We start from the raw sequence: 22,088 nt of genomic DNA on the forward strand, positions 1-22,088 counted from the left end.
TTGGACGCCGATCCCCCGGCTTACGGGGTCAATATTGCAGGCCGAATGACACGCGACACGTGGAGGGCGTCCGAAATCGCTTAAAGACACCAAACCAAGCGGCCATCGAGCGCGCACGGCCACCCTCGTACACGATTCGCTGGCCGCTGGCGCTGACCGCGGCGGTACCAAGACCACGAAGTGTTCGGCGGCGGCTGCTTCATCTTGCCTTTCGGTCGCGCTAAGGTCTCCCCGCAATCGGACTGGGAAGGTCAATCCACGATGTCCCTACAATCGACCGACCAAGATAAAGTAACCCTGTACGCCGAACGTCGCAGGCGGCGATTGCTGTATTCGTTGAACGATCTGCAGCAAGCCTTAAGTGCCTGCGGCTTTCTGTACGAGTGCGACGAGGCGAATGCCTATTCCAAGATCGAGCTCCGCCGCTTCCGATGCTATGAAACGACGCTCGTCGTCGCCTACACACGACCGTTCACTCAATCGCGAGGGGCAATGACGCCGCTCACAATGAAGATGATCGGCCTCAAGCTGACCGCCGAAAGGCAGGCGCTGCACGAACGGCTCCTCGAGATGCGGAACACGATTATGGCGCACTCGGACAGCGAGATGATGCGCATGACGACGGAGGCGTTCGACGTTCCACTGCGCGACGGTGAACCGCCGATGCACTTCATCCAGACCGTCTTCGACGAGGGCGTCACTCTCCTCGGAGCCCTGCTTATCGAGACGAATGAGTTGTTGAACGAAGTCTATCACGCCGTCTACCACACGCTTCACAAGGAGGTGCAAGCGAACCCTGAGTTGTTCAACATCAGGGTCGATAGCCCCGAGGCGAAAGCCGCGAGGAACTTTCGTGTGTAACCTTTATTCGATGACGACCAACGTCGAAGCGATCAGGCGCCTGTTCAATGCCCTTAACAACCGCGTCGGTAACCTACCGTCGATGCCCGGCATCTTTCCTGACTATCCTGCGCCTATCGTGCGCAATTCACCTGACGGCCGTGAAATCATCATGGCCCGTTGGGGCATGCCATCGTCACAGCTCGCGTTGATGCAGGCGACAAAGAAGCGCGCCGTGAAGCTGGAGGCGAAGGGCAAGCCCGTCGATTTCGCCCAGTTGCTGCGAATGGAGCCGGATGGCGGGACTACCAACATCCGCAACGTGGGGAGCAAACACTGGACACGATGGCTGGGAGTCGAGAACCGCTGCGTCGTACCGTTCAACTCGTTCAGCGAATTTAACAAGATCGAGGGCGGCGACATCTGGTTTGCACTTGATGACTCTCGTCCCCTCGCGTGGTTCGCCGGCATCTGCACGAACTGGACATCCGTGCGGAAGGTCAAGGAGGGTGAGACCACCAATGACCTATTCGCGTTTCTCACGACAGAGCCTAACACCGAGGTCGGCGCCATCCATCCGAAAGCGATGCCCGCGATCCTAACGACCATGAATGAAGTGGAGACTTGGTTGAATGCGCCCCCAGACGAGGCCCTGAGGTTACAGCGGCCGCTTCCGGGCGGCGCTCTCAAAGTCGTGGCCCGCGGTCTGAAAGGAGATAGCGCTCCATCGATTTCTTAAGGGGGTCCCAATTGCCAGGTCGACCGATAGACAACGAACGGAGGGCATGTGACGCCGCATCATAGTTCTTGAAGCGGACGACCGGTCCGGCCCGGCGCATCCGCTCGTGCTCCGGGTAGGGATCGTTCAGATAACCAATTGAGAACGGATCGACATCAACGGTCGGCCGAGATTCATGACCCACTGCTACACTCATTGCATCCTCCCTTAGAACTCGCGTGGCCGCTTCAGACGGCTCGTTATTTTGGTTCAAGTTCAGTAGTCACTCACGACCGACGTCAGTCTGTTCGGCGCCGAACCAGGTCAGCATCGCCAACGCTGTTCCGGTCAGGGCATTTCTCAAAATGGAAACGCGTCGCTGCTCCTGTCCAAAAGGTTGTCACGCGCATGTTGTCATGTCAACAAACTGAATAAGCTCACAGGCCTTTCCCGGGTCACGCGGCGTTACGCACCGCACTTACAAATCGCTTAATCCGGAGAGAAATTTGTGCGACCGGGATTGAGACGCCGGATTCGCAGGCAGAGGTGAGCTGCAACAGGCCACCGAATTGCTCACATCCCGCAAGTTGCGATCCCGAGTATGGGAAGCCGCTCCGGCCGGTTACTCAATCCTTAAATAGAAAGGCGCCAGGGCGAGGCCCTGACGCCTGTCTTTGTCTCGCTATCTGCTGTCCGGTTACTTGATTTCGTATCCCTTCCAGTCGGATACGATCTGGATCGCATTCTTGGCCGTATCCCAACGATATACCCGATAGTACTGCTTCGTCCGGAAGTGGTTATCCTTGGTCCACTCGATCGGCCCGCCGCGCAGCCCCTTCGTATCGACCTTTAATGTCGACATCACTTCCTTCAACTTCGATGATGTCGTGGGCCACCCTGCCGCCTTTAACGTCGTCTCGATCGTCATGCCCCCGATCCAGCCGTCCGACATCTGCTCCGGCTTGTAGGTCGAAGCCGCATCCTTCGCGGACTTCGATATCTCGTTCTGAACGGGGAGATTCTCGAAGAACATCGCGTTGGCGCCCATCGCATACAATTCGCCGTCCTTGATCTGAGCAAGTTCCGCTTCGGTCTCGGGGAGCACGTTGAGCGCGTAGCCGCCCTTCCAACCAAGCTTGCGCAATGCGCCAAATGTTTTAATTTCCGTAATCCAGGGTGCCCAGCAATACACCCAATCAGGATTACCCTGGATAATCTTCGTGGCGAACGGCGTGTAATCAGCCGTGGCCGGCGGGATATTTTCTTTGCCGATCACCGTCATGCCGGCTTCCGTAGAAAATTTCTCGGCGGCGTCGATGCCGAGTCGAGATACCGGGATGGCCATGGCGGCAAGACCGATATTGATCTTGCTTCCTGACTTTTCCTTGATGAAGTCGACGGTGCCGCGTGCGTCATGAGCCGCCGAGAATGATGTCGTGCAGAACAAGAATTCGTTGGCCGGCGGAAAAACTTCCGAAGGGCAGACGGAGCCCGCAAACAGCAACGGAACGCCAGCGCGTTGCGCTTCGGAAATCATGGGGGCGAACGTCGAGGAGAGGCTGGTATTGATGAGCAGCGACACATTATCCTGGGTCAGCAGCTTTTTTGCGTTAGCGGCAGCCTTTGATGGTTCACCCTGGTCATCCTGTACGATCAGCGTAATCTGGCGACCGTTGACTCCTCCCGCCTTGTTAAGGCGATCAATATAGAGCCGCAATCCTTCGGCAGCGCCCGCCACAGTGCTTGCGCCGGGCCCCGTCAGTGCCGCGCTCATTCCGACGATATAAGCTTCCTGAGCGTGCGCCGTTGCTCCGATAAGAGCAAGTCCCGCTGAAACGATTCCAATTCGAACCAACCGCATTTCCAAATCCTCCTGATATCCTGTTTATGGCTTCTGCTTCATTGCGTCGGCGACATTCTCGGCAGCCTGGTAAGCGACATGAGTTGGATGGGATGGCATGATTCTGAATTCACGCTTCCCCGAGATAGGCTTTGATAACTTCGCGGTTTTCGAGCACATCGCGCGGCGCGCCATCGGCAAGCGAGCGGCCATAATCGAGAACATGGATTCGGTCCGCGAGATCGGACACCATTTCCATGTCGTGCTCGATCCAGATCACGGGCAATCCCAGCGACGACTTGCTCTTGAGGATCAGATACGCCAGCCCCTCACGGTCGTCTCGCGACAGTCCCGCTGAGGGCTCATCGAGCAGAAGCACCGAGGGTTCGGTGGCGAGCGCACGCGCAAAACCTACAATCTTTTGCTGACCAAAAGAGAGAGCACCTGCGATTGCATCGCGATGGCGTTCGAGTTCGACGAACTTCAAGACACTTTCGACATGAGCGCGATGCCGATCTTCCTCGCGCCGCGCAGCACGAGTCCGGAATATCTCCGAAAGAGCGGCGGTATGGATACGCGCATGCCGAGCGGTCAGAAGATTGTCGATCACGCTCATTTGGGGAAACAGCTCCCCGTGCTGAAAAGTACGGGAAACGCCAAGCCGCGCCACGCGGTCCGGCCTAAAGCCGGTGATATCAGTGGCGCCCACGCGGATGCTGCCCGAAGACGGTCGGTAAAGGCCGCTGATGCAATTCAACACGCTGGTCTTGCCCGCTCCATTCGGACCGATCAGCGCGAGAAGTTCTCCCATGCGCACATTGAGAGATATTCCGTTGAGAACCGTTAAGCCTCCGAAGGCAAGCACAACGTTCTCAACGAAAAGCGCGATGTCGCCGGATACCACGACATCCTTATGCTGAATAGAAATGTCGGCATTGCCATTGATCATGCGAATGGATTCCCGCCGATCATTGCGCCGCGCGCCATTGCAATGTCCCGATAGTTGCGGCGCTCTGCACCAGACGAACTATGACCGAGATAAGCATTTTGCACCGACGGATCTTCGCGGAGATCAGCCGCGGCGCCTGCAATCGTCACGCGCCCGTTTTCCAGCACGTAGGCATAATCCGCGATCTTGAGTGCGACGCTCGCGCTCTGCTCGACTAATAGAATTGTCAGATTCATCTCGCGGCGTAGTGAAACCAGGCGGGTCGCAATCTCGTCGACGATGACCGGCGCAAGCCCAAGCGACAACTCGTCGATCAACAACAGGTCCGGCTTGCAGACGACCGCGGCACCGATCGCAAGCATCTGCCGCTCGCCCCCCGAGAGCAGCCCTGCGGATTTCCGGGAATGAGTCACGAGCCGCGGAAAGGTTTCGAATACAAGTTCGACAAGCTCCAATCTCTTTGCCTTGGAGAGATTTGGCGAGGCAACCGCCTCAAGATTCTCCAGCACCGTGAGGTTAGGAAAAACTTTGTCCCGTTCCGGAACGAGACGAATTCCGAGGCGAGCCACTTGGTCCGGACGCCAATTTTCGATGGATTGGCCGCGATAGCGAATTTTGCCACGCGACACACGCGCATTATCCAGCCCAATGAAACCGGAAATTGCGCGCAGCGTTGTGGTTTTTCCTGCCCCATTGGCTCCAAGGAGCGCCGTGATCTGGCCTTCCCTGACTTCCAGTGAAAGACCGTGAAGCGCCGCGATCGCGCGTTGATAGATCACATCGACATGCTCAACCGAGAGGAGCATCGCTTTACCGGTGCTCATAGGGTTTTCTCCACGGCCTGTGCCCGAATTCGCGCCTTCGGCAACCGAGCGCGAATGCGCCGCCCGATTGCAACAAGACCTCCGGGCTCGAGCACAAGAAAAATGATCATCACCAGGCCGAACGCGGTGTAATTGACGGCGAACACCTGATTTGCGTGACCGCTGGCTCCAGGCAGCAGCATGACGAAAGCTTCGATGGCATAAGGCAGCACGGTGAGGAACACCGCGCCAAGGATCGCGCCCATTAACGATCCCATGCCTCCAACAATAATCATCGCGATGTACTGAACCGAAAGCATCAGCGGGAAAGCATCCACCGATACGAATCCGCGATACGACGCAAACAGCGCACCGCCGACCGCAGTAATCGCCGACGAGATCACAAACGCCATCAACTTGGCGCGGGGGACATTAATCCCGAGAGCCGCCGCAACCGTTTCGTTGACATGCATTGCGCCCCAGGCACGACCGGTGCGGCCGCGGAGAAGATTAAACACCAGCCAAAACACAAATGCTGTGGCGACCAGCAGAACGACATACCATCCCCGGCCGTCGGTCAGGCGATAGCCGAATATCGATGGGGGCTCGATCAGGATGCCGGTCGAAAAACCGCGCTTGGTTTCGTATTCGCCGCCTAGGTAAATCACGATGAAATAAAGCGCGAGAGTACTCACGGCGAGATAGAGTCCCCGCAAGCGAAGACTCGGCAAGCCGAACACCAGCCCGAGCACCATGCCGATCACGGCGGCTGCCGGAATAGTCAGGAAAACCGGAGCGTTTAGCTCCTTCGTGAGAATTCCCGTCGTGAAGGCACCGGCTGCGATTAGTCCCGCATGGCCCAGCGAAACCTGCCCGGCAAATCCGGTCAGGATCATCAAGGACAGCGCGCCGATACAGGCGAGAAAGACCTGACAGGCAAGATCGATTAGAAATGGCGTGGCGAAGAGCGGAAATGCGATCGCGACTGCGGCAAGGACGGCACCCCGCGCCCATCGCAAAACATCAGGCCGTGCGGCGGTTGAATCAAACACGATCGAGTGCCTCCCGAGTTCCGAGAAGACCCCATGGACGGATCGCGAGTACGACAATCAGCACCAGAAACGGCACGACATCGGACAGCAAAGGGTCGGCGGTTTGAATCAGCACAACCTCGATGGCCGCGATGAGAAGCGATCCGATCAACGCACCAACGAGGCTATCGAGACCGCCGACCAGCGCCGCCGGAAACGCCTTCAGCCCAATCATGGTCATGGTGCCGTCGAGACCGGAGTCCAGCGAGATCAGGATTCCGGCAGCGGCTCCCGTGAACGTGGAGACTCCCCACGTCAACGCATAGATTGCGTTGAGGTTAATCCCGCGCTGGGCAGCAAGAAGCGGGTTCTGGCCGACGGCCCGTGTCCGTATGCCCCACTGGGTGAGATAAAGGCCTGCGAACAGCGCCAGGTAGATCAAGACAGTGACGACAACGAGCGTCAGCGAGAATGTCGAGATACGCGCATTTGCGAAAAGCTCGATCGAATTGTTGGAAAGACCGATCATCCTGGCCGGATACTGCTGCTGCGTCGACCAGATCAGGATAACGAGACCGCGCAACATCACACCCAGCGCGATCGTAGCCAACACCGCAGCCAGCACGGCTTGTCCAGTCATGCGCTGGATCAGCACGACGTAAACAAGAAAGCCGACAAGCGCACTAAGTAATGCCGCGCCGGAAAGCGCAACGACAGGCGACGACGAAATGCCGGAGGCGACCGCAATCAACAGATAGCTGCCGAGCATCATCATTTCGCCATGCGCCAGATTGAGAACCCGGCTCGTCCGATAAACAAGGACGTAACCACTCGCGATCAGCGCGTAGATCGTCGCAAGCACAATGATATTGACCAGGAGTTGCATGATTCTTCCGGACTGCTCTCAATGAACAATCAGTGAGCGTTGATAAAAGCGGAGGGCGTGGACCGGCAAGCAGCGAAGACTGCCCACACATCACGAGTATCAAAATCAAAAGTCATTCCCGCCCCCTTGACAGAAATACAGTGTTCGTATATCGAACGTATGATTGTTTTTTTAAACATAGAGACATATTTCGAATGCCTGTCAAGCGCCATGTGAAGCAGGTAAAATCGGAATCGCAACGTCCTGCCGAAGGTATGGGAGGACTTGCAAAAGGTTTAGCCATCATCGAAGCGCTTTCGTCGCACGGTGTACAAAGTGCCGCAGATGCTGCGCGCGCCGCGCAGTCAACGCGCGCCGCGGCACGGCGGTGTCTTTTGACGCTTGTCGCGCTTGGCTATGTGGAACGCGTGGGGCGCGAATTCCGGCCGCTACAAAGACTGCGTAATCTCGGCCAACCCGGAAACCTTCGCGACAAACTCATCGAGACCAGCGCGCAGATTCTCGCTGACGGCCGCGACAAACTGAACGAATCGGTGTCGCTCGCCGTGCTCGAAGGAGATAATACGCTGTTCATAGCGCGAGCCGAGGCCGAGCATATCGTCTCGACCGGCGTTCGACTCGGCGCGCGGCTTCCGGCCTATTGCTCCGCCACGGGGCGCGTGCTCCTTGGAGGACTTGACGATGAAGGCATCCGCGCAGTCATCGGCGACAAGACATTCGTTCAACGAACGCCCAAAACGATCGTAAAACCAACGCTGATCATCCGGGAAATCAAGAGCAGCCAGGCCTCAGGTTTCGCGATCAGCGACGAAGAACTCGAACTCGGGATGCGCGCGCTGGCGGTGCCCGTTCACGACACGAATGGCAAGATCGTTGCCGCGCTCAGTGTCAGCGCCTATTCCGCGCGCGTCAGCCGCAAGATTTTCTCGACGCAGTTTCTCAGTGTCGCACTCGATTGCGCGGCGCGGCTCGAGGAGCGATGTTTCGGCAGCCGCTATCAGCCCGCCAATGTCCGCGCCGGCAAGTGAGGGGCACGACCGTTAAGCCGTCTCCTCTGAGATGAACTTCGTGGTCACGTAGGCATCGAACGTCTCACTTCCGCCTTCGCTGCCAATGCCGCTATCCTTCACGCCACCCAGAGGCGTTTCCGGGAGCGCGATACCGAAGTGGTTGACGCTGACCATGCCAGCTTCGAGGCGCGTTGAGACATAGTGAGACGTCTTCAGTGAACGGGTGAATACGAAAGACGCGAGCCCATACGGCAACGCATTGGCGCGCGCCAGCACCTCATCGGTCTCGCGGAAACGCGTGATCGGCACGACAGGGCCGAACGGCTCCTCCTGCATGACGCGCGCATCGTCCGGCGTATTGAGAAGCACCGTGGGCGGAAAGAAGTTTCCGGGACGAGACAACGTTTTCCCGCCGGTCACGATGCTTGCACCGCGATTGCGCGCGTCCGCGACGAGTTGCTCCATCGCACCCACACGCCGCTTGTGCGCCAGCGGGCCCATCGTGGTCGCGGCGTCAAGGCCGTCGCCCAGCACCTGAGAGGAAAATGCTTTTGTGAACGCATCCGTGAATTCGTCCCGCACTGCTTCGTGGACATAGAACCGGCTGGGCGCCATGCACACTTGGCCTGCGTTCAATCCCTTCAGCCGCGCAAGCAGCGCCGCGGCGAGCGGAATATCGGCATCATCGAACACCAGCACCGGCGAGTGACCGCCAAGCTCCATCGTCACGCGTTTCATATGAGCACCAGCCAAGGCCGCAAGCTGTTTGCCGACCGGAGTCGAGCCGGTAAACGAGATTTTTTTGACGATCGGCGAACGGATCAGGTAATCGGAAATTTCGGCTGGAACGCCCCACACCACGTTTAGGCATCCCGGAGGAAGACCGGCTTCATGGAAAAGCCGCGCGAGGGTAACTGCTGCGCTCGGCGCATCTTCCGCGGGCTTGATGATGAGAGTGCATCCCGATGCAAGCGCGGCAGATATCTTTCGCAAGGTTTGGTTGAACGGAAAGTTCCAGGGCGAAAACGCAACGCAAACACCCACCGGCTGCCGGATCACCGTCTGACGCACACTCGGCGAACGCGGCGGCACAACCCGGCCGTAAATTCGCCGCCCCTCTTCCGCATGCCATTCGGCGTGATCGGCGGCGGAATATACTTCGTTGCGGGCTTCAGCGAATGGCTTGCCTTGGTCCCGCGTAAGATCGCGGGCAATTTCATCCGCCCTCTCACGGATCAAGTCGGCGACACGCCGAAGAATGCGGCTGCGTTCGAGCGGAGAGGTCCAACGCCACTGCTCGAACGCCCGCGAAGCCGCGTCGAGCGCGTGGTCGAGATCCTCTTTGGTGGCATGCGGCAAGTGACCGAGGATCGTGTCGTCGGCCGGATTGAGGACAGACTCGCCGGAACGAGCATCCTGGCCGATAAACTGCCCGTCGATATACATCGACAGTGCGGTATAGGGCATCGGCTGATGCGCGTTCATAGAAATGCACTCCCGCCGTCGACGGCCAAGGTCTGTCCGGTGATGAAATCGGAGCCCTCTCCCGAAAAGAACAGAAGTGCGCCGACAAGATCTTCCGGAGTCTGGTCACGCTGAATCGACCGCCCGGTGCGCCTGACAACCTCACCCATTTTCTCTTCCATCCCCGCCGCGAGCACGCCAGTACTCAGGGTAAAGCCAGGCGCTATCGAATTGACCGTGATTCCTTCGCTGCCAAGCTCGCGTGCAAGCGAGCGCGTAAAGCCGACAACCGCCCCCTTGCTGGAGGTATAGTGCAGCATGAAAGGAGCACCCTTCAGCTGCGAGGTGGATGCAATGTTCACGATGCGCCCGCCGCCGCGCGCGCGCAGGGCAGGCAACGCCGCCTTGGCGCAGAGAAATGGTCCCAGCGTGTTGACTTCCATCACCTTCATCCATTCCGCCGGCGATATCTGATCGAACGGCTTCAGGGTCAGCGATGTGAATATACCCGCGTTATTGACGAGCACATCGAGCCCGCCATACGTTTTGGTCGCGACAGCCACCATGTTAGCGGTATCTTCGACGCTGGTGACGTCGGCCTTGACGCCGACGACGTTCAGACCGCCAGCCTGAAGCTTCTTTGCAGCCGTTTCGGCATTCTGCATGTCGGCGATCACGACCGAGTAGCCATTTTCGGCCAGTGCCTGGCTTAGTACGAGCCCAATCCCGCTTGCTCCGCCGGTTACGATTGCAACACGGCTACGTTTCTCATTCTTAGACATAGGATCTCCTTAAAACAATCTCGGGCCGCGGCTCGGCGAATGCGGTCGAAGGCGCAGGCCATTCATCCGGCGGATGAATGACTAGGATTGCTGGTCGGCAACGCGGACGACGAGGACGTCGATGTTGCTTGTGACATTCAGTTGGCAACTCAAGCGGCTGTTGCTCAACCGCTCCGCAAGAGCGCTTTCCAGCATCTCGTCCTCGACTTCGCCTAGCGGCGGAAGCAGATCAGCTCCGTCTTCGACATAGACATGACATGTCGCACACATGGCCGCACCGCCGCACTCGGCAACGATCCCGGCGACGCCATGACCGACGGCGGTCCGCATCACGTTCGCGCCCGGTTCGACCTCAATAGTTGTCCGTTGACCGCCCGGCTCGACATAAACAATCGTCGACATCAATCACCCTTATCTTGTTTGGCTACAAAGCGAAGCGGCAACGATGCATAACCGCGAACCGTGTTGTTGAAGTGCAGTTCGGGCGCACCGAGTAGTTCAATACGCTCGACCTGCGCGGCCAACGCCTTGAGCACAATCTCGGCCTCCAGCCGCGCGATCATCTGGCCGGCGCAACCGTGAATGCCGGTCCCGAACGCGACGTTGGCGGCGGGCTTGCGATGCACGTCGAAGGTATCCGCACCGGCCCAATGACTGGTGTCACGGTTCGCCGAAGCAACAAAGACGAGGATTTTCTGATTCTTCTCGATTTGCATCCCTTCCAGGGTCACGGGACGCGTGGCCGTGCGATAGAACGAATGGAAGGTGCTGTCATAACGCAACACCTCCTCGATCGCCTGTCGGGCGATGGCAGGATTATCGCGAACGATCGCCCATTGATCAGGATTGCGGGCAAAACAGGCGAGTGCATTTCCGATCGTGAAGATCGTGGTGTCGAGACCAGCGGACAACATCGTCCGCACCAGCATGCCGGCTTCTTCATGGGTGATCTCTCCGGCATCCGCTGCAGCGTAAAGCTCAGCCCCGAAGCTATCTTCCCTCAAGTTCTTGCGTTGACAAACTTCGTTGATCCATTCGATCGACGGACCGAGCCGAGCAAGACACTCACGGAATCGATCATTTTGGGGACCGAAGGCGTTGAACACCATATCGCCATACGGCAGCAGGTGCTCGCGGCCATCCGGAGGGAGCCCGACAGCGTCGGCAAACACTTTCAGCGGATAGGCCTCGGCGAGATCCTTGACCCCATCGCAAACGCCCTTTGCGACCACGCGCGATACGATCGCCTCCGCTTCCTGTTCAAACCGTTCGCGAAGCTTGTTCAGCGATCGCGGCGAAAGGATGCGAGAAAATACCTTGCGAGTGCGGGAATGATCCGGCGGATCAACTTCGAGAATAATGCTCGGTTTCCGCCATGGCGTCTCGGTATGGAAATTGGTGAGACCAACGCCGGCACTCGAACAGAAGGAGGCGTGGTCGGTCAGAACACGGACGACCGAACTGTAACTGCCGACCGCATAAGTCCCGTACCGCTGCATCCACACAAGCGGACCAGCCTCCCTCAATTCCTGATAGTACGGATAAGGGTTCGACATCACCTCATCAGAGTAAGGATCAAACGCGACCACCGGCACACCCCGGGGTGTATGACCGGGCTTTTGCTTGCCGATTTCCTCAAAACTAACCTGCGACATCGGTTCATCCATCCTTCTTTGAACACGCCGGTGTCAGGTGGCGACTCTCGCCTTCGGGTCATCGAGAAGCGTCCCGATGGAAGTCCCGGACCTTCCGGCACGTGGGCAGTAATCCTGCCTCGCTTAATTCGTTCGCTATACGAACGTTGGACGATATACGTTCTGTTATATCGATCTGTCGTTTTTTAGTCAACGCCTGCGCCCGAGACTCCGCATGCACGGACATACGACCCGCGGAAACGCGCATCCAAAAGCTTGTAACAGCGGGATTTTGGAGCAGCCTCAGCGACTGCCTGGCTCAAACACAACCGCGCGTGGCTACAGTAAGCCACGCGCAGCTTTATACACTCGCTGTCAAAAATCGAAGAAAACCGTTTCGCGATCACCCTGAAGGTGAATGTCGAACCGGTAGCCAGCTCCATCGGCATGGCGCTTCGCGATCAATGTCGCGCGACGTTCTGCCGGAACACGTTGGAGCACGGGATCTGCGGCATTGGCCGGCTCGTCTTCGAAGTAGAGGCGCGTGAAAACGTGCGTGAGCAAGCCGCGCGCGAACACTGCAATCAGGATATGAGGCGCCTGACGGCCACCGTTCGAATCCTCCGTCGCACCAGGCTTCACAGTGCTGAACGTGAAACTTCCATCCGGGCCAGTGGGGCAACGACCGAAACCCCTGAACACTGAGTTCGATAAGCCGCCGTCAGCGCCTTTCGCGCTGGGAAAACGCCCGCGCCCGTCTGCCTGCCAAATCTCCACCATGCCGTCAGAGATGGGGACGCCGTCGCCGTCGCAAAGCGTGCCCGTGATTTCTATCCGGCTATCCAACAACTCAGGGGTGACAAGATCGTTGTCAGCTATGTCGTTCCAGGCGTAATTACCTTTCGGCGTGAGGCCGTAAGCGAAAAAAGGACCAACCGTCTGCGAGGGCGTGATCGTGGACATTAATGGTTATCCAACGGAGTGGCGTCGCGGCCCCGCAGCACAATGTCGAAACGATAAGCGAGTGCCCATCCCGGCTGGGTGCTTTCAAGATCAAAGTTGGAGATCATTCGCAGGCGAGCCCTTTCATCCGTTACTGCATGGAAAATGGGATCAAAAGCGAATAACGGATCGTTCGGAAAATACATTTGCGTCACGAGACGCGACACAAACGCGGAACCGAACAGCGAAAAGTGAATATGCGCGGGCCGCCAGGCATTGGGATGATTGCCCCAAGGATAGGCGCCCGGCTTGATCGTAACGAATTTGTAGTATCCCGATGCGTCAGTCATCGCTCGGCCCGCGCCGGTAAAATTTGGATCGAGCGGCGCCGGATGCTGATCTGCCACATGAACGTATCGACCGGCGGCGTTCGCCTGCCAGATCTCGAGCAACGTATGAGGGACCGAACGCCCGTCTTCATCGCGCACATGCCCGTGCACGATGATCCGTTCGCCGAGCGGCTCACCCTTATGCTGCAACGTAAGATCATGATCGTTCGGCCGAACCGCATCCTGCCCGTAAACCGGACCGGTCAATTCGGACAGCGTCTGGCGGATGAGCACCAGCGGCTTCTGCGGTGTGCGCTTCACGCTGCTCTTGTAATCGGGGGACAGCCGGGCCGGATGCACCGCGCTGCTGTTGACCGGATAAATCAGGGCCATCGCTCTAATCCTTGTTCGTAGGCGATTTTCAGTTGTTGAATTCGACGTCCGGCTTCACAGGAAACTTTTAAGCGGCTGCTGAACATCGGTGAGTGCGGCGGGCGATATCCGAACATGCTGCGCGATGAGTTTGCGCCCCGCCGTGTGATCGGCCGGTGAATTAACGCTGTCGATCGCAACAAGGCGTCCCTGCCGAAAGTGCATCGCAGAGAAGCGACCCTCCTCCGGGTTTCCGCGCATAACGATCTCGTCCCCAGGACCGGACAAGCCGGCGATCTGAAGTTTGACGTCACCCTGATCGGACCAGAACCAGGGGACGGCGCCATGGGGGATGCTTTGCCCCAGGATAGCACCCGCCACCGACTTTGCCTGATCGACGGCATTCTGAACCGACTCGATCACCGACGTATCGGCAACGCCGAATGGATGAGGGTGGCGCGTATTGTCGCCTGCGGCATAGACGCCGTCCAACGAGGCACGGCCGCAGTCATCCACCACGATTCCGCGGTCCGTCGCGAGCCCTGCGGCTTCGGCTAATTCCTGCCGCGCCTCCACGCCAACGCCCACGATGATCAAATCCGCCGGAATGCGTTGACCATCGGCGGTCTGTACTGCGACGACGCGACCATCAACTTGTTCAATCGATGCGGCGCGCGAGTTCAACAGCACGGTGATGCCCTTGCTGCGGTGAACCTGCAGGAAAAACTCCGAGATCGCCGGAGCCACTGCCCGTCCCATGAGCCGTCCACGCTCCTCAAGAATGGTGACCTTGCGCCCCAGCGATGCCGCGGTAGCGGCAACTTCAAGACCGATAAAGCCGCCACCGACGATCACGATATTCGTCGAGGTCGCAAGACGCTTATTAAGCGCGATCGCATCGTCCAGACTGCGCAACGTGATAACGGCATCGAGATCGCCGCCCGGCACCGGCAACTTCCGCGCGCGCGCACCGGTCGCCAGCACGATCTGATCGAACTTATAACCGGCTCCACCACGCGTATTCGCAACCCGCCGTGTCAGATCGATTTCCGAAACAACAGCAGACCCGACAAACTCGATACGCTGATCCGCGTAAAACGCGGCTTGGCGGAAGGCGAGACCGGCAGCTTCGCTCTCGTTCTTGAGGAATGCCTTTGACAAGGGCGGGCGCTGGTAAGGGGCATAGGACTCCGCCCCGAGAAGAATGATGGGCTCCGCGTAACCACCGCTGCGCAGGGAACAAGCCACCTGAAAGCCGGCCTGACACGCTCCAACGATGACAACGCCGTTTTTATCCATGTTAAACCGTCATCAGATTCCGTTCGATATACGAACGTTGTTCGAATGTAGCATAGGGTGCGAGGTTGACTTGTCAACTAGCCAGCGAAAGCAGACTCACTTTCCAGCAATGCGCGAGATGCACGCAACCTATGCGGCAGGCACTGCGAGTATGTTTCCACAAAGCTTTCCGAGGCAACCTTCCAGAAGCTGCTTTTGCGCCTTGGGCCGCAGCGCGCCGCTCGCGTCGAACGGACTTTCCGCAGTTCCCATTTCAAGGTGCTGAGGAATAACGATCGCACCAAGTTCATTGAGCAATTGCTGAAGCGCCGGCTGCCCGCGCAATCCGCCCGCGCCACGCCCGGATGATCCGCATAGCGCCACCTGCGTGCCGTCGAAAGGCGTACGCAAATTCGGATCGCTCAGGCGCAACCAGCCAATCCCGTTTCTCAGAACGGCTGAATAAGTGCCGGTATATTCGTCTGAACTCATGAAGATGCCGGCGACGCCGTCGAACACCGCCTTTAAACGCACGGCGTCCTCCGGCTGATCGTTTTCCGATGCGCCCTCGAAACTCGGAAGATCGAAGTGCATGAGGTCGAGAGTCACGGGATCAATCCGATCTCCGAAGAACTGCTTCGTGATCGCGGCCGCAGCGCTCGCCAGCCTCCAGTTAACGGAGCCGACATGACTGGTACCTGAAAGAAAAAGTAATTTTTTCACGATTGGTCCTCGCGACAGGGAAGAATATTGGCACCGAATCCGGCACTGAACCTTTGCACAAACTCACGCGGATCACCCGTCTATTCAAGCGTGAGAACGGCCAGAAACCTTGACACTAAAGCTGCGTCCTTGTAAACAAAATCCGAATATCGACCGACGTTCGAATATCGTACAAACTTTTCTTGAGGATTCCTGAGATGAACGAGCATGCTCGCTTCGAGTCGGAACAATCTGAATGGACCCAGGAAGAAGGGGTTCGGCGTATCCCCTATTGGCTGTTTAAGGACAAAGAGCTTTTCGAACGCGAGAAGCAAAAGCTCTTCAATGGCCCGACCTGGAACTTCCTCTGTTTAGAAGTCGAACTACCGAGCGCGGGCGATTTTGTTGCAGTGCACGTCGGCGAAACGCCGGTCATCGTCACCCGCGACCGCGATGGCGAACTCTATGCTTTCGAAAATCGCTGCTCGCATCGCGGCTCACTCCTCGCTCTCGAGGATCGCGGCAACGTAAAGGACTTCACCTGCGTCTATCACGCATGGACTCATAACCTTCAAGGCGATCTGATCGGCGTTGCATTCAAGGACGGCATCGGCGGAAAGGGCGGGATCGCCAAAGATTTTTGCATGTCCAATCAGGGCCCGCGAAAGCTTCGGGTTGCAGTGCTGTATGGACTCGTGTTCGGCAGCTTCGACGAAAACGTGGACGACATTGAGGACTATCTGGGCCCGGAAATCGTCAGCCGGATCGCCCGAGTCCTGGACGGACGCAAGCCGGTGGTGCTTGGCCGGTTCACGCAGATTTTGCCTAACAACTGGAAGCTCTATGTCGAGAACACCAAGGACAGCTATCACGCCAGTATCCTGCATACGTTCTTCACGACCTTCGAGCTGAACCGTCTGTCCCAGCGCGGTGGCATAATCGTCAATGAAAATGGCGGCTCGCATGTCAGCTTTTCGGAAATCGATCGCGAAACCGAAGCTGCCAAAGCCAAGGATGTCTATTCCGAGCAGAGCATTCGCTCTCAGTCGGATCTGAAGCTCTCGGACAACTCGTTGCTCGGCAACTTCAAGGAATTCAAGGACGACATCACCCTTCAGATTTTGTCCGTGTTTCCGAATTTTGTGCTTCAACAAATTCAGAACGCCCTTGCCGTTCGCACGATTCTGCCGCGCGGAACGGACAGCATGCATCTCAAATGGACGTATTTCGGCTTTGACGACGATACGCCCGAGCAGCGTAAAACACGAATGAAGCAGTCGAACCTGGTGGGACCTGGCGGCTATGTGTCGATGGAAGATGGATGCATCGGCGGCTTCGTCCAGCGCGGAACAGCCGGCTCGCCCGACGAGCAGGCTGTACTGGCAATGGGCGGTTATTCCACCGAGAGCAGCGACGATCGCATCACGGAAGCGGCTATTCGCGGCTTCTGGAGTGAGTACCGGTTGAGGATGGACGTATGATTGGTATGAGCGAGCGCCAACGTCTCGTGGCGCTGATTTCCATGGTGCAGGCGCGTTACGCCCGGGAGATCGATGACGGCGATTGCACCGCATGGCCGGACTTCTTTGTCGACGATTGCTTCTACAAGGTGACGACCGCGGATAACTTCGCTCAGAACCTCGAAGCCGGACTGATGTGGATGGACAGCAAGAACATGCTGCGCGACCGCATTCTTTCGCTGCTTGAGGCCAACGTCTACGAGCGCCATTCCTATCGTCATCTTCTTGGGCTTCCTTACATCACCGATGTTGACGGCGACGAACTCGATTCCGAAACCTCCTTCATGGTGGCGCGTATCACCCGCGAAGGCCCCACGGATCTTTTTGCCACCGGGCGCTATATCGATCGCTACCGGCTGACGGACGACGAGCCCAAGCTCGTCAAACGCATCGTGGTTCTCGACAGCGGTTACGTCGATACCCTGCTGGGCTTCCCTCTCTAATTTTTCAGGGCTTGGTGACGCGCGGCATCGGGGATTCGCTGCCTCAAAGAAAACAGTATCGGGAGGCTGTGTTGAATTTTCGAATAACTATCGCTGAGAAAGCCATCGCCTTCGACTGCGCGCCAGACGAAACCGTGCTCGATGCCACGGAGCGCGCGGGCTATGCGATTCCCTATTCGTGTCGCAAGGGCGTGTGCTCGTCGTGCGCCGGCGATCTCGTATCAGGTCAAGCGGCGGTGCGAGGTCAGGGCATCTGCACGGGGCCGATGAGCGGAGTGCTGCTGTGCCAGGCGCGCCCGCAAAGTGACCTTGAGATTTCGCCTATCCGGATCAGGACGGCAGAGATTATCGAGCGCAAGGTCTTCACAGTCAAGGTCCGAAAGATCCAACGGCCAGCCCCCGATGTCGCGGTGATCAATCTCAGATTGCCAATTGGCCGGCGAGCTATTTTTAGCGCGGGCCAGTATCTCCGTGTTTTGATGGCAGACGGGGATTCCCGGAACTATTCGATGGCGAATTCGCCGCATAAGAGTGACGAGGTGGAACTCCACATCCGCCACGTTCCAGGCGGCAAGTTTTCAGAAGATATTCTGGCGCATCTCGATAAAACAAGCACGCTGGATATCGAACTCCCCTATGGCGAGTTCACCTTGAGCGACGTACCGGATCGTCCGGCGATCCTGATCGCAACAGGCACCGGTTTCGCCCCGATGAAATCGATCATCGAGAACAACATCAAGCTCGGATCGACAAGACCGCTTCACCTGTACTGGGGCGCGAATACCGAAACTGACATTTATATGGCGGGATTGGCGAGCAAGTGGGTGGAAACGCACGCCTGGTTTCGTTTTACGCCGGTGGTTTCCAATCCTTCTTCGCAATGGAACGGACGAACGGGTTTCGTTCACCGAGCCGTGCAGACCGACTATCCCGATATGTCCGGGCTGGAAGTCTATGCTTGTGGCGCTCCCATCATGATTGAATCGGCGCATCGCGATTTCAGCGCGGAGTCCGGGCTGAATGACGATTCCTTCTTCAGCGACGCGTTCGTCCCCTCCGGCGACGGCGACGCGAATACCAAGACGGTCGCCTGATCTCTACCGCAGCGGCTCAAGCGACATATTTGCCCTACAACGCAGAACGGTTCTCATGAGTGAAACTGTCAATACGATCGCTTTGGCCATCGGAGATCCGAACGGCATTGGACCGGAGATCGCAGTCAAGGCCGCGAACACGCTCGTCGGAAAACCGGGACCAAGGGTTATTCTGGTTGGCGACGATCACGTCATCCGTCATTACGCCGAACGCCATGCGTCGAACGTCCCGTTGTTACTTCATGGGGATATATCGCCCCAGGAACGTCCCGCGATTTTCTGGCATCCCGTAAAGTCGCTTCCGCCCGATCATTTCAAGCCCGGAGAGGTCAACGCTGCTGCCGGTCAGGCCACGGTGGATTATGTCGCGGCTGCGATTGAACTGGTGCGATCCGGCGCGGCGGACGCAATCGTCGGCTGTCCGCACAACGAAACCGCAGTCAACAAGGCGGGAATACCGTTTTCCGGTTATCCGGGACTGATTGCCCGGCTGACGCATAGCGAAGAGAATAGCGTTTTTATGATGCTGGTCGGAGGCGGGTTGAAAATCCTGCACGCAACGCTTCACGAACGGCTGCACGACGCGCTGGCGCGGCTGAGTCCAGAACTGATTGAACAGGCTGGAGCTGCGTGCGCGACGACGCTGCAGAGGCTCGGCATTGCAAATCCGCGGATCGGAGTCTTCGGCATCAATCCTCATGCCGGAGAGAACGGTCTTTTCGGCGATGACGACGATCGTATCACTGTCCCCGCTGTCAAGCGGATGCGCGACGCCGGCATGCTCGTCGAAGGCCCGATCGGCGCGGATCTTCTGCTGACACGGAAGGATATCGACGGCTTCGTCGCTATCTATCACGACCAGGGCCACATTCCCGTCAAGCTTCTAGCAGGACGGAACGCGTCTGCGCTTTCGGTCGGATCGGATATACTTTTCTCGAGCGTCGGACATGGAAGCGCCTTCGATATCGCGGGTCAGGGCAAAGCAGAGGCGACAGCCGTGCTTCGCACCCTGCGGCTGATCAGCAACCAGACCGCAGATGCCGCCGCGCCTCACTAAGCCGAAACAAACAGCATGTCGACGCGCGAAGGCGCAGCGTCTCTTATAAAATCAGAAAAAGCCGAACAGGCGAAACTGAACCTTCAATGGGGAGAAACTACAATGGCGATGCTAAGCTCGTTGATACGACTACCGTTGTTCGTGGCGTTAGGCGCAATCCTTTTTTCTTCGACTGTCCCGGCCGCCGACGAGGCCAATTATCCGTCTCGCGCCATCAAGATCATTGTGCCGTTTCCTGCCGGCGGAACAGCCGATGCCTTGCCCCGGATCGTCGCGGAAAAGCTCCGTCAGAAATGGGGACAGCCGGTCATCATCGAAAACAAAACCGGTGCGGGCGGCAATATCGGCGCTGACTTCGTCACAAGCAGCCCACCCGACGGTTACACCCTGCTGGCGAGCCCGCCCGGCCCCATCGCGATCAACGAGGGCCTTTACAAAAAGCTTACCTTTCGGCCGAGCGATTTGATGCCGGTTACGCTTCTTGGTACTTCGCCGAACGTCGTCGACGTGAGAAACGACTTTCCCGCGAAAACCATCCGCGAACTGATCGACTACGCCAAGGCCAATCCCGAAAAGGTGACTTTCGCTTCCCAGGGCAACGGCTCGACGTCGCACCTGACTGCGATGCTGTTTCAGGCTCTCACGCAGACACGAATGACTCACGTACCCTATCGGGGCACGGCGCCCGCCCTGCAAGACATTATGGTGGGTACGGTTGACATTTTCTTCGACAATCTTGGCTCGTCGCTCAATCTTCAGCAGGGAGAAAAACTACGAATTCTTGGGGTCTGCAGTCTCGAACGCAGCCCCCTGCTGCCAAATGTCACAACCGTGAAAGAATCCGGCGTCCCGGACTTCTCCTCCGTAACATGGTTCGCGTTGATGGCACCGAAAGACACACCACAAACGACGCTCGACAAGCTCAATGCGGCTGTCACCGAAATACTGCGCGAGCCCGACGTCAAATCCCGTTTTGAGACCTTGGGCGTTCAGGTGGCCCCGATGGAAATCAAGTCCACTGCTGCGTTCATCGAGGGTGAACGCGAGCGATGGGGCAACATAATCAAGTCGTCGCAGATCACAATCGAATGATGTGATAGCCGATCTCCGTCTTAGCGGGCACCTAAACACTTGAGGTCATAGGTACCCGCAGCGCCGCGATATTCGATCAGCACCCGGTGGCCATAACCTGTTCCCCGTCAGCGCCCATGAGACAAATTGAGGGACTTCCCGGAGGGAGGATTTCTGGTTCATCGTAGCCGCAAGGAGCGCAGATGAAACAGAAATCCGGGCCGGAGAAAGCGCCGGCAGAACGAGTGTTGAAGGACATTCGGCGTCAGACACGCCGGCAGTACTCGGCGGAAGAGAAGATCCGCATCGTGCTGGAAGGGCTGCGCGGAGAGGAAAGCATCTCGGAGCTTTGCCGCCGCGAAGGCATCGCCGCCTCGATGTATTATGGCTGGTCGAAGGAGTTCCTGGAGGCCGGCAAGCGCCGGCTGGCCGGGGACACCGCCCGCGCCGCCACCTCCGGCGAGGTGAAGGACCTTCGGCGGGAGGCCACTGCCTTGAAGGAGGTCGTGGCCGATCTCACCCTGGAAAACCGCCTGCTCAAAAAAAGTCTGAGCGGGGATGGGGAGGACGGCGCATGAGATACGCTGCATCCGAGAAGACAGAGATCATCGAGCTGGTCGAGCAATCGCATCTGCCGGCGAAGCGTACGCTGGACAAGCTCGGCATTCCGCGCGCCACGTTTTACCGATGGTATGACCGCTACCGTGCCGGAGGGCCTGAAGCGCTGGCTGACCACCGTTCCCGACCGGACCGCGTCTGGAATCGTATCCCCGATGACGTCCGTCGCCAGATCATCGATCTGGCGCTGGAGGTCCCGGAGTTGTCGCCGCGGGAGCTGGCGGTGCGCTTCACCGACGAGCGAAAGTACTTCGTCTCGGAGGCTTCGGTCTATCGGCTGCTGAAGGCGCACGATCTCATCACCAGCCCGGCCTATGTGGTGATCAAGGCGGCGAACGAGTTCAAGGACAAGACCACCGCCATCAACCAGCTCTGGCAGACCGACTTCACCTACCTCAAGATCACCGGCTGGGGATGGTATTATCTGTCGACGGTGCTTGACGACTTCTCGCGTTACATCGTGGCCTGGAGGCTGGGCCCAACCATGTGCGCCTCCGACGTCACGGCCGCGCTCGATCAGGCGCTTGTCGCCTCAGGCCTCGACCACATCAATATAAAACAGCGGCCGCGGCTTCTGAGCGACAACGGATCAAGTTACGTCGCGGACGATCTGGCCACATGGCTCAAGGGCAAGGACATGCAGCATGTGCGCGGCGCGCCGTATCACCCCCAGACCCAAGGCAAGATCGAGCGCTGGCACCAGAC

Annotated in this window: 21 protein-coding genes and 1 pseudogene; 9 read left to right on the forward strand and 13 right to left on the reverse strand. The window is 58.1% G+C overall.

Annotated elements, in window-relative coordinates:
* Window positions 1-180: 180 nt before the first annotated feature.
* The gene (locus ACEK02_RS01065; protein ID WP_371419963.1) at window positions 181-861 is read left to right on the forward strand and encodes a hypothetical protein; all 681 of its coding nucleotides are present in this window, start codon (window positions 181-183) and stop codon (window positions 859-861) included.
* A complete protein-coding gene (locus ACEK02_RS01070; protein WP_371419964.1) occupies window positions 854-1,579 on the forward strand; it encodes an SOS response-associated peptidase in 726 nt (241 codons plus the stop codon). Before ACEK02_RS01065 ends, ACEK02_RS01070 begins: the two co-directional genes overlap by 8 nt.
* 676 nt (window positions 1,580-2,255) lie before the next feature.
* On the opposite strand, the gene ACEK02_RS01075 is transcribed toward ACEK02_RS01070, so the two are convergent.
* From ACEK02_RS01075 to ACEK02_RS01095, 5 genes are all read right to left on the reverse strand, one after another.
* The gene (locus ACEK02_RS01075) at window positions 2,256-3,419 is read right to left on the reverse strand and encodes an ABC transporter substrate-binding protein (RefSeq protein WP_371419965.1); all 1,164 of its coding nucleotides are present in this window, start codon (window positions 3,417-3,419) and stop codon (window positions 2,256-2,258) included.
* Between the two features lie 109 nt (window positions 3,420-3,528).
* Window positions 3,529-4,347 (reverse strand): ABC transporter ATP-binding protein, encoded by an 819-nt coding sequence (locus ACEK02_RS01080; protein ID WP_371419966.1) that lies wholly within the window; start codon window positions 4,345-4,347, stop codon window positions 3,529-3,531.
* Window positions 4,344-5,171, reverse strand: coding sequence for an ABC transporter ATP-binding protein (locus ACEK02_RS01085; protein WP_371419967.1), 828 nt, complete (start codon window positions 5,169-5,171; stop codon window positions 4,344-4,346). Before ACEK02_RS01085 ends, ACEK02_RS01080 begins: the two co-directional genes overlap by 4 nt.
* Window positions 5,168-6,202 (reverse strand): branched-chain amino acid ABC transporter permease, encoded by a 1,035-nt coding sequence (locus ACEK02_RS01090; protein ID WP_371419968.1) that lies wholly within the window; start codon window positions 6,200-6,202, stop codon window positions 5,168-5,170. The genes ACEK02_RS01085 and ACEK02_RS01090 overlap by 4 nt, the downstream gene beginning before the upstream one ends.
* Window positions 6,195-7,067, reverse strand: coding sequence for a branched-chain amino acid ABC transporter permease (locus ACEK02_RS01095; protein ID WP_371419969.1), 873 nt, complete (start codon window positions 7,065-7,067; stop codon window positions 6,195-6,197). Before ACEK02_RS01095 ends, ACEK02_RS01090 begins: the two co-directional genes overlap by 8 nt.
* 32 nt (window positions 7,068-7,099) lie before the next feature.
* Between ACEK02_RS01095 and ACEK02_RS01100 the strand changes: the two genes are divergently transcribed.
* A complete protein-coding gene (locus tag ACEK02_RS01100; RefSeq protein WP_371419970.1) occupies window positions 7,100-8,095 on the forward strand; it encodes an IclR family transcriptional regulator C-terminal domain-containing protein in 996 nt (331 codons plus the stop codon).
* A gap of 12 nt (window positions 8,096-8,107) precedes the next feature.
* On the opposite strand, the gene ACEK02_RS01105 is transcribed toward ACEK02_RS01100, so the two are convergent.
* The 8 genes from ACEK02_RS01105 to ACEK02_RS01140 form a co-directional block, all read right to left on the reverse strand.
* Window positions 8,108-9,562: an NAD-dependent succinate-semialdehyde dehydrogenase gene (locus ACEK02_RS01105; RefSeq protein WP_371419971.1), complete on the reverse strand. Its 1,455-nt coding sequence runs from the start codon at window positions 9,560-9,562 to the stop codon at window positions 8,108-8,110.
* The gene (locus ACEK02_RS01110; protein ID WP_371419972.1) at window positions 9,559-10,323 is read right to left on the reverse strand and encodes an SDR family NAD(P)-dependent oxidoreductase; all 765 of its coding nucleotides are present in this window, start codon (window positions 10,321-10,323) and stop codon (window positions 9,559-9,561) included. The genes ACEK02_RS01105 and ACEK02_RS01110 overlap by 4 nt, the downstream gene beginning before the upstream one ends.
* A gap of 81 nt (window positions 10,324-10,404) precedes the next feature.
* Window positions 10,405-10,725, reverse strand: a complete 321-nt coding sequence (locus tag ACEK02_RS01115; protein ID WP_371419973.1) for a 2Fe-2S iron-sulfur cluster-binding protein — start codon at window positions 10,723-10,725, stop codon at window positions 10,405-10,407.
* The gene (locus ACEK02_RS01120; RefSeq protein WP_371419974.1) at window positions 10,725-11,978 is read right to left on the reverse strand and encodes a cytochrome P450; all 1,254 of its coding nucleotides are present in this window, start codon (window positions 11,976-11,978) and stop codon (window positions 10,725-10,727) included. Before ACEK02_RS01120 ends, ACEK02_RS01115 begins: the two co-directional genes overlap by 1 nt.
* A 354-nt stretch (window positions 11,979-12,332) precedes the next feature.
* Window positions 12,333-12,920 (reverse strand): protocatechuate 3,4-dioxygenase subunit alpha, encoded by a 588-nt coding sequence (gene pcaG / locus ACEK02_RS01125; protein ID WP_371419975.1) that lies wholly within the window; start codon window positions 12,918-12,920, stop codon window positions 12,333-12,335.
* Window positions 12,920-13,621 carry a protocatechuate 3,4-dioxygenase subunit beta gene (pcaH, locus tag ACEK02_RS01130; protein WP_371419976.1) on the reverse strand — a complete coding sequence of 234 codons (702 nt, stop codon included), beginning with the start codon at window positions 13,619-13,621 and terminating at the stop codon, window positions 12,920-12,922. Before pcaH ends, pcaG begins: the two co-directional genes overlap by 1 nt.
* 54 nt (window positions 13,622-13,675) lie before the next feature.
* Window positions 13,676-14,899, reverse strand: coding sequence for an NAD(P)/FAD-dependent oxidoreductase (locus tag ACEK02_RS01135; protein WP_371419977.1), 1,224 nt, complete (start codon window positions 14,897-14,899; stop codon window positions 13,676-13,678).
* 129 nt (window positions 14,900-15,028) lie between these two features.
* The gene (locus tag ACEK02_RS01140) at window positions 15,029-15,601 is read right to left on the reverse strand and encodes an NADPH-dependent FMN reductase (RefSeq protein ID WP_371419978.1); all 573 of its coding nucleotides are present in this window, start codon (window positions 15,599-15,601) and stop codon (window positions 15,029-15,031) included.
* 197 nt (window positions 15,602-15,798) lie between these two features.
* Here ACEK02_RS01140 and ACEK02_RS01145 point away from each other — a divergent pair, with 197 nt between their 5' ends.
* The 6 genes and pseudogenes from ACEK02_RS01145 to ACEK02_RS01170 all read left to right on the forward strand — a co-directional run.
* On the forward strand, window positions 15,799-17,061 hold the full coding sequence (locus ACEK02_RS01145; protein WP_371419979.1) for a Rieske 2Fe-2S domain-containing protein: 1,263 nt from the start codon (window positions 15,799-15,801) through the stop codon (window positions 17,059-17,061).
* On the forward strand, window positions 17,058-17,543 hold the full coding sequence (locus ACEK02_RS01150; RefSeq protein WP_371419980.1) for an aromatic-ring-hydroxylating dioxygenase subunit beta: 486 nt from the start codon (window positions 17,058-17,060) through the stop codon (window positions 17,541-17,543). The genes ACEK02_RS01145 and ACEK02_RS01150 overlap by 4 nt, the downstream gene beginning before the upstream one ends.
* A gap of 14 nt (window positions 17,544-17,557) precedes the next feature.
* On the forward strand, window positions 17,558-18,637 hold the full coding sequence (locus ACEK02_RS01155; RefSeq protein WP_371419981.1) for a 2Fe-2S iron-sulfur cluster-binding protein: 1,080 nt from the start codon (window positions 17,558-17,560) through the stop codon (window positions 18,635-18,637).
* 55 nt (window positions 18,638-18,692) lie between these two features.
* Complete coding sequence (locus ACEK02_RS01160; RefSeq protein ID WP_371419982.1) at window positions 18,693-19,694, forward strand: PdxA family protein; 1,002 nt, start codon at window positions 18,693-18,695, stop codon at window positions 19,692-19,694.
* A gap of 15 nt (window positions 19,695-19,709) precedes the next feature.
* Complete coding sequence (locus ACEK02_RS01165; protein ID WP_371419983.1) at window positions 19,710-20,786, forward strand: Bug family tripartite tricarboxylate transporter substrate binding protein; 1,077 nt, start codon at window positions 19,710-19,712, stop codon at window positions 20,784-20,786.
* A 182-nt stretch (window positions 20,787-20,968) separates the two neighbouring features.
* Window positions 20,969-22,088 (forward strand): annotated as a pseudogene (locus tag ACEK02_RS01170) (IS3 family transposase); the annotation flags it as partial.

The organism is Tardiphaga sp. (assembly GCF_041424195.1).
In the GTDB taxonomy this organism is placed as follows: Bacteria; Pseudomonadota; Alphaproteobacteria; order Rhizobiales; family Xanthobacteraceae; genus Tardiphaga.

Bases quoted from the DNA above. Each gene is read 5' to 3' on its own strand.
- ACEK02_RS01085 (WP_371419967.1), bottom strand. From the start codon at position 5,171: ATGAGCACCGGTAAAGCGATGCTCCTCTCGGTTGAGCATGTCGATGTG.
- ACEK02_RS01165 (WP_371419983.1), top strand. From the start codon at position 19,710: ATGTCGACGCGCGAAGGCGCAGCGTCTCTTATAAAATCAGAAAAAGCC.
- ACEK02_RS01120 (WP_371419974.1), bottom strand. From the start codon at position 11,978: ATGTCGCAGGTTAGTTTTGAGGAAATCGGCAAGCAAAAGCCCGGTCAT.
- ACEK02_RS01080 (WP_371419966.1), bottom strand. From the start codon at position 4,347: ATGATCAATGGCAATGCCGACATTTCTATTCAGCATAAGGATGTCGTG.
- ACEK02_RS01160 (WP_371419982.1), top strand. From the start codon at position 18,693: ATGAGTGAAACTGTCAATACGATCGCTTTGGCCATCGGAGATCCGAAC.
- ACEK02_RS01150 (WP_371419980.1), top strand. From the start codon at position 17,058: ATGATTGGTATGAGCGAGCGCCAACGTCTCGTGGCGCTGATTTCCATG.
- ACEK02_RS01105 (WP_371419971.1), bottom strand. From the start codon at position 9,562: ATGAACGCGCATCAGCCGATGCCCTATACCGCACTGTCGATGTATATC.
- ACEK02_RS01145 (WP_371419979.1), top strand. From the start codon at position 15,799: ATGAACGAGCATGCTCGCTTCGAGTCGGAACAATCTGAATGGACCCAG.
- ACEK02_RS01135 (WP_371419977.1), bottom strand. From the start codon at position 14,899: ATGGATAAAAACGGCGTTGTCATCGTTGGAGCGTGTCAGGCCGGCTTT.
- ACEK02_RS01075 (WP_371419965.1), bottom strand. From the start codon at position 3,419: ATGCGGTTGGTTCGAATTGGAATCGTTTCAGCGGGACTTGCTCTTATC.
- pcaH (WP_371419976.1), bottom strand. From the start codon at position 13,621: ATGGCCCTGATTTATCCGGTCAACAGCAGCGCGGTGCATCCGGCCCGG.
- ACEK02_RS01095 (WP_371419969.1), bottom strand. From the start codon at position 7,067: ATGCAACTCCTGGTCAATATCATTGTGCTTGCGACGATCTACGCGCTG.
- ACEK02_RS01110 (WP_371419972.1), bottom strand. From the start codon at position 10,323: ATGTCTAAGAATGAGAAACGTAGCCGTGTTGCAATCGTAACCGGCGGA.
- pcaG (WP_371419975.1), bottom strand. From the start codon at position 12,920: ATGTCCACGATCACGCCCTCGCAGACGGTTGGTCCTTTTTTCGCTTAC.
- ACEK02_RS01115 (WP_371419973.1), bottom strand. From the start codon at position 10,725: ATGTCGACGATTGTTTATGTCGAGCCGGGCGGTCAACGGACAACTATT.